This window comes from Leptospira dzoumogneensis (genome assembly GCF_004770895.1).
GTDB classification, from domain to species: domain Bacteria; phylum Spirochaetota; class Leptospiria; order Leptospirales; family Leptospiraceae; genus Leptospira_B; species Leptospira_B dzoumogneensis.
This window is the reverse complement of sequence record NZ_RQHS01000019.1, coordinates 167,245-180,233: the sequence shown is the minus strand read 5'-3', so window position 1 is coordinate 180,233 and position 12,989 is coordinate 167,245. Positions and strand designations below refer to the sequence as shown.

Annotated in this window: 10 protein-coding genes; 2 read left to right on the top strand and 8 right to left on the bottom strand. The window is 41.9% G+C overall.

What is annotated here, in order from left to right; genetic code table 11:
* Nucleotides 1-11: 11 nt before the first annotated feature.
* Both EHR06_RS14395 and EHR06_RS14390 read right to left on the bottom strand, forming a co-directional pair.
* Nucleotides 12-1,067 (bottom strand): FecR family protein, encoded by a 1,056-nt coding sequence (locus tag EHR06_RS14395; RefSeq protein WP_135757639.1) that lies wholly within the window; start codon nucleotides 1,065-1,067, stop codon nucleotides 12-14.
* A 161-nt stretch (nucleotides 1,068-1,228) separates the two neighbouring features.
* Entirely contained in the window at nucleotides 1,229-1,783 is a 555-nt protein-coding gene (locus tag EHR06_RS14390) for an RNA polymerase sigma factor (RefSeq protein WP_425269503.1), read from the bottom strand.
* Between the two features lie 140 nt (nucleotides 1,784-1,923).
* Between EHR06_RS14390 and EHR06_RS14385 the strand changes: the two genes are divergently transcribed.
* The gene (locus EHR06_RS14385; protein WP_135757638.1) at nucleotides 1,924-2,727 is read left to right on the top strand and encodes an LA_0442/LA_0875 N-terminal domain-containing protein; all 804 of its coding nucleotides are present in this window, start codon (nucleotides 1,924-1,926) and stop codon (nucleotides 2,725-2,727) included.
* Between the two features lie 109 nt (nucleotides 2,728-2,836).
* On the opposite strand, the gene EHR06_RS14380 is transcribed toward EHR06_RS14385, so the two are convergent.
* The 4 genes from EHR06_RS14380 to EHR06_RS14365 all read right to left on the bottom strand — a co-directional run bounded on the left by EHR06_RS14380 (nucleotide 2,837) and on the right by EHR06_RS14365 (nucleotide 9,032).
* A complete protein-coding gene (locus tag EHR06_RS14380) occupies nucleotides 2,837-4,465 on the bottom strand; it encodes a hypothetical protein (RefSeq protein WP_135757637.1) in 1,629 nt (542 codons plus the stop codon).
* A 219-nt stretch (nucleotides 4,466-4,684) separates the two neighbouring features.
* Complete coding sequence (locus tag EHR06_RS14375; protein ID WP_135757636.1) at nucleotides 4,685-5,818, bottom strand: DUF1554 domain-containing protein; 1,134 nt, start codon at nucleotides 5,816-5,818, stop codon at nucleotides 4,685-4,687.
* An 87-nt stretch (nucleotides 5,819-5,905) separates the two neighbouring features.
* Nucleotides 5,906-6,922, bottom strand: a complete 1,017-nt coding sequence (locus EHR06_RS14370; protein ID WP_135757635.1) for a DUF1554 domain-containing protein — start codon at nucleotides 6,920-6,922, stop codon at nucleotides 5,906-5,908.
* Nucleotides 6,923-7,007: 85 nt separating this feature from the next.
* Nucleotides 7,008-9,032 (bottom strand): hypothetical protein, encoded by a 2,025-nt coding sequence (locus EHR06_RS14365; protein ID WP_135757634.1) that lies wholly within the window; start codon nucleotides 9,030-9,032, stop codon nucleotides 7,008-7,010.
* Between the two features lie 244 nt (nucleotides 9,033-9,276).
* Between EHR06_RS14365 and gpmI the strand changes: the two genes are divergently transcribed.
* Complete coding sequence (gpmI, locus tag EHR06_RS14360; protein ID WP_135757633.1) at nucleotides 9,277-10,917, top strand: 2,3-bisphosphoglycerate-independent phosphoglycerate mutase; 1,641 nt, start codon at nucleotides 9,277-9,279, stop codon at nucleotides 10,915-10,917.
* A 2-nt stretch (nucleotides 10,918-10,919) separates the two neighbouring features.
* On the opposite strand, the gene EHR06_RS14355 is transcribed toward gpmI, so the two are convergent.
* Together EHR06_RS14355 and EHR06_RS14350 are read right to left on the bottom strand one after the other, a co-directional pair.
* The gene (locus EHR06_RS14355) at nucleotides 10,920-12,461 is read right to left on the bottom strand and encodes an Lcl domain-containing protein (protein WP_135757632.1); all 1,542 of its coding nucleotides are present in this window, start codon (nucleotides 12,459-12,461) and stop codon (nucleotides 10,920-10,922) included.
* 145 nt (nucleotides 12,462-12,606) lie between these two features.
* Complete coding sequence (locus tag EHR06_RS14350; protein WP_244288611.1) at nucleotides 12,607-12,987, bottom strand: hypothetical protein; 381 nt, start codon at nucleotides 12,985-12,987, stop codon at nucleotides 12,607-12,609.
* Nucleotides 12,988-12,989 lie beyond the last annotated feature (2 nt).

Genomic DNA, 12,989 nt, shown 5'->3' with positions numbered 1-12,989 from the left:
ATTCATTTTTCTTAATAGATGATCTTTTCGACCGAGTTCTCATCCAGGATATAAGATCCTTTCAGTGTTTGAACGATCAGTTTTCCTTTCTTCTGAGAAACCACAACACCTCTAAGCTCGCGGCCGTCTTTCATTATGATCTGTTCGATACTTTTATCGTAAAGTTCTTCCAGCTCTTGTTCGGTCTTAGCAGTCTTTAAGTTTTGAGTAGATGCTAAAACTTCTTTATCCAGACCGCTTAAGTTCTTACGCATGTCACCGTATTCAGGAGATTCTTCCTTAGCACGTTTTTGATCTTCGATCACGATCACTTTCTCGTTTGTGACTATGATCAATCCGCCGGTGATTAAAGCTCTTTCGGACTTGTCGTGGATCAAAGGAGTTACTTCGACTGCACCTTCGACTACGAAGACGGAAGATTCTTTATCGGAAGCATTCACTTCGAAAGAAGTTCCTCGGACCGCAGCCACCACAGTAGGAGTATCTACGAAGTAGTTTGCGTTTTTCTTTTCCTTCTCAACTAAGTTCAAGATCTTACCCGACATTAGGGAAATCCTGATTTGAGAAGCGTCCGTTTGTCTTAAACTTTTGAGAACCAACTCGGAATTCTCTTTTAAACGAATTACGCTGGAATCGGTCAAACCGATATCGATCGATCCACCTTTGCCTGTTACGATCTTATCGCCTTCGCTAAGTATATCACCTAAATGTAATGCGACAGGAGTCTCTTTTACATTTTTTGCTTCGCCTTTAACGAATACAACCGCCGCTTTAAGCAGTGTGCCTTCGGCTACAGGTGCGGCTTCTTTTTTGAAAATAGTGAAATAAGTTCCGGCTCCAATTCCTACGAATAGGATTGCTGCCGCAGCTAAGAACCATACTTTATTTTTGGAGCCGCTCAGTTGAACTACATTGTCCTTAGTAGGAGATTGCATGATATTTGCCTCCACAGAGAAGCGAGGAGACATGCCGATCCATTTTGGATCGAAGTCGGGTGCCTTAGGATCCGGTAGAGACTTTTTGAGGAGCTCTGCGAATGTTTGGAATTCAGGGTTCATTCTTTCCATCCTCTTTACCGTATCCTTTAGTCCCGGGCCTGTTCACATTGTCCTGCCCGCTCAGTTGGATCAACAAACTGAAGGAAAGTACCTTGCTCATTTTTTTGAGTGGGGATGGCTTTTTTGACGAAATGAATCGATTGTTCGAAATACATATTTTGGCGAAAATCCTAGGATTTTAGAAAAGAAGAAGGTTGTATGCCTCTCTTCTTCCCCTCTTGTAAAAGCTGCTTTTCGGCTCTTTCCAGAAGCCTGGAAACACCGGATACGGATAAATCCAATACGGAGGCTATCTCTTCCAATTTACAGCCTTGGGAATAACGTAGCTCGATAGCGGTCTTTTGTTCTTCCGGTAAGGTGTTTAATAATTCACTTATGATCTTTCCGAGATTTTGGGCTTCCATCTCATCCAGGACCTGGTTTTCAGGACCCTGGCCTTTGGAGCCGAATAAAGAAGAAGTTTCCTCTCCAACGAGAGCAACGTTCTTTTGATAATAGGACTTTCCGTGATTGATCATTAAATTTCTGGAGATCCTAAATAAGATCATCCTGGAAACCTGCTCATCCGGTAATTCCTTGCCGGAATAATGTTTAAAAAAGTTCAAAAAGGTGTCTTGTAATAGATCCAGAGCTGTGGATTCATCTTGGACGGAGCGCCGAATAAATGAAAACAAGTGATCCTTATTTTTATTGTATAGTTTTTCGAAAAACAAGGTTTCAGACACGGTAGAATAGAAATTTTTTTCTATCGGTCTTTTTTCAAGTAAATTCGGTTTTTTCTTGTAGAAAGCAATCCGTTTTAAAACGGTTATAGCCAGACAATTTTAGTGTCTGTAATCCTAAACAAAGGGATTTAAGATAGATTATGCCTTATCGTTGGCTTTTTGCAATTTGTTTCCTGATCGTTTCCCATTCTCTTTTTGGCTCTAGCCTAACCTTAAAAAACGGAAAGGTGCTCCAAGGGAAAGTGGTAAACCAGACCCGTACGGAAGTTCAGATCGAAGTGGATGGAAAGGTTCTAACCATTCCAAAAACGGAGATTGCTGAATTAAACTTAAAAGATACCCCTAAGCAGGAAGTGAAAAAGGATCCTGTTAAACCTAAAGAGGAACCTAAAAAGACCGAGGAAGAAGCGGCGGTCCAGAGATGGTACCAAAAACCTCGTTGGGATTATACACTCAAATCAGCAGTTGTTCCCGGTTGGGGGATTTGGAAAGCGGACAAAAAATATAGGGCTTCTGCGACATTTGTAGCCGTTATTGGGGCAGCTTATCTGGTAGTTAAGGCCCAGAACGATTTCAGTTCCGCTAAGGGTGCTTATGAGGAGAATGCAAGAAATTATTTCATATTTGCATTGAACGATCCTGTCCTTTCTTTACCTGCAAATACTACCCAGCGTTTGCTCGGAGCATTCTTAGTAAACAAGGGTGCATTCAATCATTACCAGGGTCTTGCGGAAGAATCCAATAATTACCAATATTTGTTTGGGATTGCTTATGGATTGCAGCTCTTCTATTCCTATTATTTAGGAGTAAAGGCGGAGCAGGGTCTTGCAGAAGGACCTAGCTCCGGTTTTAGATTCAGTTTCGCTCCTTCTTACCAACCTATGACCGTTGGGGGTAATGGGTTAGGCTGGAATGGGGAACTCAAATACGAGATCCGATATTAAGGACTGGAAATAAGTTATTTTAGTTTAGTAGACCATATCTGCTGAAAATAGAAAAACCCGGATCACTGTTGAGTGGCCCGGGTTTTTTGTTTTTAAGCGGTCTTGGTAATTATTGGATTACAGTCTTAGGATTTTCGATCCCATTTGTTGTGTCCGAGTATAGGTTCATTGTTGAGTTATCTCCTCCGTTGGTCGGATCCGGATCGAATAGATAAAGATAATTAGCACTTTCGTCGCCGACACTCATAAAGCAATAATTAGTCCTGCAAGTAATCGAAGAACCCATAGTTGCACCTGTCGCCATCTGACCGTAAGAATAATTTGTTACTGCTCCCGGAGTTCCGGAAGGGAGAGCAATAGAAAGATCGGAAACCTCGTTGTAAACTCCCATATCAGCACAGAATAGATCATAAGAAACGAGCAAATTCGCGGAGCTTGCAATCGCTGCAGAAGGGATCATGTACTGATCCCCGCTGCTATTTGCAGGGTCGCAGTAATAAGGATTTGTCTCGGTTTTTATAGTGCTTGTGCTAGTAGCGAAATTTTGAGCACTTTTTAAAGTAGAAGCGATTACGTTTCCGGCACCGTCAGTCTCTGTTTGGCTGAAAAACAACCAGGTATTAGAACCTTGTACTAATAAAGAAGGGTAATCCAAAGAAAGGGAATCCGCACCGGTTGTTTTAGAATAAGTTCTGATCAAAGTACCGCCTGCTGCCAGGAAACTATAAGTGAGTAAAGAATTTGCACTACCACTTGTACTTTGTTTAAAAGTAGTATAGTAAATGCTGCCATCCCAAACTATATCCGCATTAGAATAGTTATTACTAGTCGAAGAAGCAAGAGTAGTCGCAGTTCCGATCAAAGCACCTGTAGAAGAATTGATCCTTTGGTATTTTGCGGCTCTAATGGAAGCTGCTTCCGTCCAAACGACGGCAAATTCTCCGCTCGGATTATAAGCAGCGGAAACTTTTCCTATAGTTACGCTTGCTCCGTTATAAATCGTAAACGTTGATCCTACCGCAGTAAGACTTATATCGTAAAATTGTCCTTTGATAGTGGTATTGGCAGACTTCCATATGAGTAAATAGTTGGTCCCGTTCCAAACTAATTCAGGATCCACCGAGCTAGGTGATCCACCAATCGTAACTGAAAGATTTTTAGTTACCGAATAAGGAGAGGAAGAGTGATCTACTCCGAATAATCTTAAAACGGGAACGGTTGCGTTATTTTCCCAACCTGCAGCGATTGCCAACTGCCTTTCGCATACTATTGTGGCGCTTCCAGTAGTACCCGCTGTGCCGCTCGCATTTGTACTGATACTACAAGTCTGTCCTTGGGTATAGGAACCTAATGTGATCGAATAAGAATCTCCGATATTAAGTTCCGTGGAGAAAGAATAAGAACCGTTTGCTGTCAATGCTAAGGTCTGGGTTGTACTATCAGTTGAATTCGATAAGGTAAGATTAAGATCATTAGAGGTAACATTTACGTAACCGCTCAGAGAGATGTTTACCGGATAAGTAGCGGCAGGAGAAGTTCCACCGGCATTCCCAAGATTACCGAATATACCGAAGTCACCGTCCGAGAGTAGGACGCCTAAGGCAGAGGAACTTGCATCTATGCTGATTGCCTTAGCACTATTACAACCTTGTAGTAATAAGAAGGAGAGCAGAAAACATCCGTGAATTAATAGGTAAAATCCGTTTACGGTCTTGTTTGAATTCAGGAATCTTTTCATTTGTATTCTCCATTGCGAAGAAGGGGAAATTCGGATAGTTTCCCCCATAACAATGGCAACAATCCGGCTTAAACTCTTTGAGCTTTTTTTTCGAGGGAATAATTTTTTTACTAAAATTTATCGGAATAAGATATAAATCGCAGGCTTGTTCGAAAATAAAAAACCCCTCGGTTGGAGGGGTTTTTTATCCTATTGGCATTATTCGTTTAATGAAGAATGCTATTGTCCAACGCAAACAATATTGCGCTTTTGAGAACATAAGGTTGGGATCACCACGGCAGGATCCGTATTGGTCATTTCTGCAATAGAATTTCCATTTACCGCGGTAAGAAGTCCCTGGGTTCCAGTTGCTGTGGAAGAATACCAAGCAGAATAAGGCGCTCCTGAAGGTGCCAATCCTCCGCATTGAGTTGTTGTAGGAGAAGAGCCGGTTGTCCAATCTATAGAACTGAAGCCTGTCCATATTCTACCGGAAGTTCCGAGAGAATTAGCCCACTGATCTGCATTTGCAAATCCGATCGTAGTAGCGGTACTAAAACTATATGCTAATTTATTGCCGCCTTGGCTGAAATATCTTCTATAAGAACTGAATACCCAATCGGTGGAAGTACTTCTGAGATTATTACTAGGGCTGTAGCTTACTACAAGCATAGCCTTATAACCTACGTCCGGGTTGGCATTACTTGGAATATTAGAGTTACAAATATCATCCGCAACTTCTCTCGGGCCTCCAAAAGTCGAATTATCAATTCCCTTTTTAGCAAAGTTTCCCGCGTAACCTGCTCCGTTATTCGTAGCTACGAAAATACATTTATCGCTATCATTCACTTTAACTTTAAATTTCTGAGAGATCCCGGAAGATACATCTACTGCGACAAGGTCGTAATAGTTATTCAAACAGTTATCATCCGCCAGGGAATTGATTTGGAATCCGTTTTTATAATCGAAGTTGGCGTTTTGAGCATTCGGCGCGAAAGCCAAGGTAAGATATTGCTGATAACCTCCTTGGTCCGGATTATAATCCGTTACAAAGGTGAGATTATCATTTCTATAAAATCTGAACTCAATAGAGCTTCCGTCGGAAGGAGGGTTCTGGATTGCGAACATAATATCCGCTGCATCGTTTTCATCTACGGTAAGGGTAGCTTCTCCCTCGTTCAATAGAGGCTCTATCGGATACGGGGGAAGAGTAACGAACAAATTCCAGAATATAGAAGGGTCTATAGTGATAGCACCCGCTAGGTTTGGCTTACTCCCATCCAGAGCAGTGGATTCCGCGTTATTACACTTGGAAACCCATAAAGTAAGACATAATAGAATGAAAGCTGTCCTTAATGATCTAGATCCTTTCATATTCGCACCCGCCCGATCTCTAAGAGGAAAATACCCCTTAAAGTATGAAAACAGTCAGGCAGGAAAAAAATTGAACGATTTTTTGGTTTAATTTGGAGAATAAACGCAAATAAACGGAAGGGCCTGAGAAGAATCACAACTAGAAACTGTCATATAGGCCGCGTCTCCGGTAACTACACTTGAGGTTCCTAAGGTTCCGCTGGCGGAACTGCTGGAATTTGTCCAGCTTTCGGAGCCGTTGAGACAGGTATTACTATCGAATCTTCCCCAGCCTGAATGCATTCCTGTCCAATATTGTCCCGAATCGATCAAAGGATTATCAAAGTCGGAACTTGGAGGCCAGATCCCGCCAATGGAAAAAACTTTTACCCAGGTTCCATTCCCTTGTTTACGAACGTATCTTTTATTAGCTCGGAAGAAGGATGTAGAAGACAAAGATCCCCCCGGATCCCTATCTCCATAGGCAGTGGAAAGAGCGCCGACCATCGCTTTATAGTGAGCTGCGTTTCTCGGAAGACCTTTTACACCCGCTAAGTTTTTACAATGATTGTCCATTGCGCTTAGTCCGCCCAACTGAGCCAGGGTCTTGGCAGAAGATTCGAAAATACAATAATCTCCGTCCTTTACGGTTACATCATATACGAAAGTATCTCCCGTTGAATCTTTCGTAATTCTGAAACTGAACTTGTCTCCTGCACGATCTAAACAGTTATCATCATCCGCATTTAACGCGAACCCGATAGAATGAGTTCCTGTGTTTGCAGTAAGAGTAAATGTATTATAGCCTACAAAGCTGGGAGAGGACACCGTAGTGTAACTTTCGATTTGCATAGTAAAGTTTTCATCTACGGGGTTTTGTTCTGAAAATGTAAGATCTATATAGGTATTCCCGGCATCGTACATTGTATTAGAAGAAAGTTGTGGAAGACCTTCCGGAATTACCTCTGCACCGATGATATTCGGTAAAACAACGTTTAAAAGAACACCGGCAGCACTGCTGCTGCCGTCCAAATTGATCGGGTTTGCCTGATTGCAAAAAGAGAATAAGGAGAATAGCGAAACGATCGGGATAAGTCTGAAAAGGATCTTTGGGTTCGAATTCATAGTTCCGGGTCGGGTGATTTCTTCTTTGAGATCACAAACCAAATTACGAGTTTTTGCTCACTTTTTAAGGAAAAAATAAATTTTTTTAGGATTTATCCACTTTCCTTACTTTATCAATTTCCTTTCGGAAAGATTCATATGGATCGTCGGATTCCGTTTTTCCCTTTTGAGGAGTTGCCTTATCGGATCCGGATTTGTGGGAAGTAAACCATTCATCCACATGTTTGATTACTTTTGATATCCTGGCTCTGCTATCCTCTTCCTCGGCTGTCCTGACTTTGTTTTGCAGAACTTCCATTTTTTCGGAAAGAATACGATGTAATTCTCTGGCCTTATTCCTAAAGGATTCGTTTGCAGGATAACAAAGGATCTGGTCCATTCTTTCCTTTCCCTTTTCCCAAGGAATAAAAACGAATTTTTCCCGATCCAGGATTTGATAATATTGATCTGCGGAAAATTCCGCTACTTCTCCTTGTATCTCGGATGCAGTAGGCGGAACGCTGCGCCTAAAGTAGAATTCATCCATTGCGAAAGAAATTTTGGACTTCTGCTCTGCGGAACGGATCTTTTCTTCTTCTTTGATCTTTTCTTGTATTTTTGCCTGCTCTTCTTTTTTAGAAGTTTCGTGGTTCCTGGCCTTGAGATAGTTTTGTTGTCCTTTGATCTTTTCTTTTGCTTGTGCAAAGAACATATCTTGGAATATTCTTCCTATCCCGATCAAGTCCAGAATGGTATAATACCAGGGGAAATAATCTAAATAACCTTTTCTTAATACTTTTCCGTAAGCTTTGACCAGATCGGGTTCTCGGAATATAGATTTGATCTGAGGTTCGTTGGATTCCACAAGTTGTCTGATACATAGGATTTTCCAAGTTTCTACGCTTGTGGCCGCTCCCAAACTTAGAATGATCTGTCTGACACTATTTGCATTTTTGTGAAAGAATGCATGGATAGTGGTGGTCTTGGTCTCCCAAGTGGAATAACCGATCTCCAGATCATCTATCAGCATTCTTTTTAATTCTTCCGGATAAGATTTGAATTCTTTATCAGGAACCAAAAGAACTTTCTTTTCCCAAGAACCTGATTCGGAGAGAAGATTCTTTTTTATATCGTGGAATCTGTTCCGATCTCTTTCCGCAGATTGTTTATGAAGTTCTTTTTCCGCAAGTTCGGAAAGACTGCGAATTAAAACCACACTCAACATTCCCGGAGTTCCAGGGCTTGGAGTGCCGGGTAGGGCTCTTGCAAAAGCTTCCGCTCTTTCCGTTTTGAACTTTGTGGTTTCAGGATTGGAAGTATTAGAATAATATAATTTTTCTTCCATAGCGATCTTTTGGAATTCGTCCATCAGAACGTGGCGTAATTGTTTTGTTCCTTTGGATTGGATAAAATCGTCCACATGATCCATGATCTGGACGGCTTCTTTCGAATTTTTGATCGCGAATAGTCCGTATCCAGGAACGTCTATTACTCTTCCCTTTTTATGAAGATCATCTTCTAATTCGAATAAGAAATCCTTAATAAACTCTCCGTTTGCCGGAATTCGGAAATGTTCATTATGGAATGCCTGTCTTAAATACAAAAATAACTGAGGGAATGGAGCTTCTTTCCTGGCCCCCCATTCCAGATCCGATTCCAGATTTTCCCAAAGAAGTGTTTTGCTTGTTTCTTGTTTTCGGTCCAGATAACTTAAGAGAGAAGAAACGGAATAATCCAGGAGTTCTAGATAGATCCTGCTCAGGTCCAATGATTCCGCTTCCGGAAAAGAAGCGTAACAAGGAAGTGCTTCCGGTTGTTTTTCGGCACTGTCGCTGACCAAGTAAGCAAGTTGAGAAATTGTGCCGTCTTCTAACAGACGTTTTAAGTGAAGATCGATATCTTTCGGACCTAGTTCTCCAACTTCAGGGACTTTATGATGAGGTTCGAATAATTGTCTTTTTTTTACGTTCTTGAAAGATGTTGCGGCAGAAATGGCTTTATAGACGGAATGAGTTATCTTGTCGTTCATGTAGTAACTCACTACTTCGTTTAACTTCTTAACTTTTAAGAAGCTGGGAACGGCTACGTTGCCTGTGTTCGGATCTAAGGGTTTGGGACCTTTTGCGTTCATCTTTGTCTATGAATAATTAAATATTAAGAATTTAGCATATAGTCTGCGAAAAGATATCCGCATAAAGATATGAGTATCCCTGAGGATATTCAAAACCATCATATAATGCATTCTAAACGCTTCCACCGAAAAACCTAATTCCTCCTTCTTTTTCGATAAAACCCGTATAAACCGAAGGGTGTATGCCGAAGTCCTTATGTGAATCCTCTTGACGAAGCATGAGGAAGAGCTTTCCTGGAATAGAATGCAACTAAAGAAAAAGACTCCCTTCTCTCCCAAAAAGGTATTATTCGTAATTTTAGACGGCGTAGGTTATACTCCTAAAGGCCCCGAATTCGGGAATGCGATTGCAGGCGCCAATCTTCCTTTTCTAAATAAGCTTTGGAAAGAATCTCCCACGATACTTTTGAAAGCACATGGGACTGCAGTTGGTATGCCTTCCGATGAGGACATGGGAAACTCGGAAGTAGGTCATAATGTTTTGGGCTGCGGGCGCATTTTTGATCAAGGAGCTAAGTTAGTCAATAACTCTATCGACGAAGGGTTGTTATTCGAAGGAAAAGCTTGGAAAGAAATAGTAGAAAATACTAAAACCAAAAATTCCACACTTCATCTGATCGGTTTATTTTCCGACGGAAATGTTCATGCACATATAGATCACACAAGATCTTTGATAGAAGCAGCGATACGGGAGAAGGTCCCAAGGATCAGATTGCATATTCTTCTAGACGGAAGGGACGTGCCTGAAAAGTCCGCTTTGGATTATTTGATCCCATTCGAAGAATGGCTGACCTCGCTTAGATCTAAAGGTGCAGATATAAAGATCGCTTCCGGCGGAGGAAGAATGACGATCACAATGGACCGTTACGAAGCGGATTGGTCCATGGTGGAAAGAGGATGGAAAATCCATGTCCATGGAGAAGGTAGAACCTTCCCGGATGCAAAAACTGCAATCGAAACTTTTAGAAAGGAAGATCCTGCAGTAATCGATCAGTATCTTCCTAGTTTTGTAGTGGAAGAATCGGGAAAACCTGTTGGGAAAATCCTAAGCGGAGACTCGGTAGTATTCACGAATTTCAGAGGGGATAGAGCGATAGAGATCTCGCAAGCGTTCACTCAGAAAAATTTCGGACCATTCGATAGAGGAAATTTCCCGGAAGTATGTTACGCGGGAATGATGCAGTACGACGGGGATTTACAATTGCCTGAACGTTTTTTAGTGAGTCCACCCGCAATAGATCGCACCTTAGGCGAATATATGGCAAAGTCCGGGATCAACCAATACGCGTTATCCGAAACACAGAAATACGGACACGTAACCTTTTTTTGGAACGGAAATCGTTCCGGTAAATTCGATCCTAAAAGCGAAGAATATAAGGAAATTCCTTCCGACGTAATTCCATTCGATCAAACTCCCGAGATGAAAGCCAGAGCGATCACTGCGGAACTTGAAAAAGTTTTAGCCGAGGATCATTCCGACTTCTACAGGATCAATTTCCCGAACGGGGACATGGTAGGTCATACCGGAAATTATCAAGCCACAGTCAAGGCTATGGAGTTTCTGGATGAATGTATGGCTCGCCTTGCAGAAGCATGCAAAAAAAATAATGTGATTCTATTAGTGAGCGCAGACCACGGAAACGCGGACGAGATGTACCAACTAGACAAAAAAGGAAATGTCGAGAAGGACAAAGAAGGCAAACCTGTTCCTAAAACTTCTCATACCTTAAATCCGGTTCCTTTTAGCGTTTTGGACCCTGAAAACGGGATTAAATTAAGAACAGATCTACAAAGTCCCGGGCTTGCGAATGTTGCGGCTACTATCTTAGATATTATGGGATATGAGACCCCGGAAGGATATCATCCCAGCTTGTTAGCAAAGTAAGATCAATCGCTTACACAGTGAATCGCATAACCTAGGCTCTTATCGAATTGGTTTACAATTCCATACATAAAGACTACGGTCCTCGCGTATTGATCCGCTGGGGACCCTGTGATCCCTCTGGACGCCGTCCAAGTTGCGGGAGATACAGGATTCGGGAACGCAGTAGTGTTTATGAATGGATCCGCACCTCCTTCTACCAAGGAGTACAATTCTTCCGCTCTAGGAAGTCTCCAGTTTTCTCTGTCCGCATATCCTATTCCAGGGCCATGTATATAATTTAAGTAGGCGCATCCGTCTAACGCGTTTGCCCAAGTAGAATTTGTGGTAGAACCGGAAGCGCAGCCAGGTCCCGTTCTTCCTTCCCAACAAGTTTTCCAAACTAAACCTGTAGAAGTATCCGTAGTAGTAATATCGCCGGTATAGGTTCCGTGTGCAGTTGGGCCGGAGTAGACTTGTCCTCCTGTTACTGTGGCTCCTGCCGCAGTAGTGAAAGTAGCTTGTTGCGAGACTCCGTTTCCCGCTAAGTCTTTTAAAGAACTAGAAGGAATAGTCCAACGGATCTGGGAATTCTCCGGAAAATAGGTCCAACTGATCGTAATGACTAAAGTTTGAGAATCCTGCCAATCGAAGAATGAATTGCTGTTTGGGATCGTTACCCATGAAGTTCCATTATAAATTTCTGTAGTCATGGACATTGTAGCGGATGTGTCCATCGGTTCCGCAAAATTCAAACTGATTGATCCTGGAGAAAGTGCTACTCCAGTTGCGCTGTTGCTTGGGCTTGTAGCGGAAATCGTAGGAGTCACTGTATCCACTGTGATGTCTGCGCTGTCAACTAAGGATACATTCCCCGCCTTGTCTCTTGCAACATACTTAAAGGAAGTGGTAGAATTCGCGGCAACATTGATAGGAGTAGAATATTGAGTGCCTACATTTATAGTTCCTGTTGGCCCATCAATATCCGGAGTAGAAGTGTCCGTAACATAAGAGATCTTATCACAACCTGCTCCTCCAATATCCGAACAAATAATGGAAACATTTTTAGAAGAATTATATGCGCCGCCTGCAGGATTTGTGCTCGTAGTGGGATAAGTATCATCCCGAACGATCTGGAAAATCCCGGAACCAGTAAGATCTTCGACCGGATCCGTAACACAAACTCTAATATAACTTGTTCCAAAAGGAAGAAGGCTCGCATTGATCGAAGCTAAATTATCCGAGTTTGCGACTGCAGTTCCGGTAGTTAAACTTGTGCCGCTTGTGCAAGAACTAGAATCTATTCGGACATCATAAGGTCCGGCAGTATCCGATCTCCAAGTAAGGTCGGAAGAATTGACTGCTCCGGAATTATTGCTTACGAATTTTGCGGTAAGGCTTCCGCTAATAGCAGGCCCGGGAAGACAAACATCTAATTCCCCCAAAATGCAGCGTACAAAGGTAGTTTCCCACCAAGCATCCGAAAATGGGATGGCCGGGTTATGCACTTCGATTGGTTTGCATAACATTCCAAATCCAACTAAAAAGATTAAAAGACGAGCCCGCATTTTGCTATCTTGACAAGGTATTTAATAATAAAAGGACGATTTTATCCTTAGTTCTATTTCTACCTGGTAAATAAGTTTTTAACACTTATTTTATCTATCCTATCGGGGATAAACTCCGACAAAAAAACTCATCCCATCCTGGATTTTAGGCTTTTTTTATCTGTTTTTCTTTCTTTTTCGTTATTGGAGATTGCCGGACTTTTGAAAACCCTTCCCATAACATTTCGGCAGATTGCTCCAAAAGGGAAGGATCTATGTTATTTTCGTGGATCCGGTGATAACGCAGGATCCCGGTAAAAGAACCCAGGATAAGAGAAGGATAAAGTAGTCTTAAATTTTTATCATTCTGAGCAGGAGCAAAATATTCCGAAATTTTTTGTTTTAAGGCTACTGCATCTTTTGCGCTTTCTTCATCTAGTATATAAGAAGATAGATTTCTTTCTATCATGATCAACTGGTCGAATTTGCCTTGGGAGAATAAACCAAGTCCTTTCCAAAAATCAAAAAACTGTTCTTTCGGAGACAAGT

Coding starts and splice junctions, on each gene's coding strand:
- EHR06_RS14395 (WP_135757639.1), bottom strand. CDS start 1,067: ATGGAAAGAATGAACCCTGAATTCCAAACATTCGCAGAGCTCCTCAAA.
- EHR06_RS14385 (WP_135757638.1), top strand. CDS start 1,924: ATGCCTTATCGTTGGCTTTTTGCAATTTGTTTCCTGATCGTTTCCCAT.
- EHR06_RS14380 (WP_135757637.1), bottom strand. CDS start 4,465: ATGAAAAGATTCCTGAATTCAAACAAGACCGTAAACGGATTTTACCTA.
- EHR06_RS14375 (WP_135757636.1), bottom strand. CDS start 5,818: ATGAAAGGATCTAGATCATTAAGGACAGCTTTCATTCTATTATGTCTT.
- EHR06_RS14370 (WP_135757635.1), bottom strand. CDS start 6,922: ATGAATTCGAACCCAAAGATCCTTTTCAGACTTATCCCGATCGTTTCG.
- EHR06_RS14365 (WP_135757634.1), bottom strand. CDS start 9,032: ATGAACGCAAAAGGTCCCAAACCCTTAGATCCGAACACAGGCAACGTA.
- gpmI (WP_135757633.1), top strand. CDS start 9,277: ATGCAACTAAAGAAAAAGACTCCCTTCTCTCCCAAAAAGGTATTATTC.
- EHR06_RS14355 (WP_135757632.1), bottom strand. CDS start 12,461: ATGCGGGCTCGTCTTTTAATCTTTTTAGTTGGATTTGGAATGTTATGC.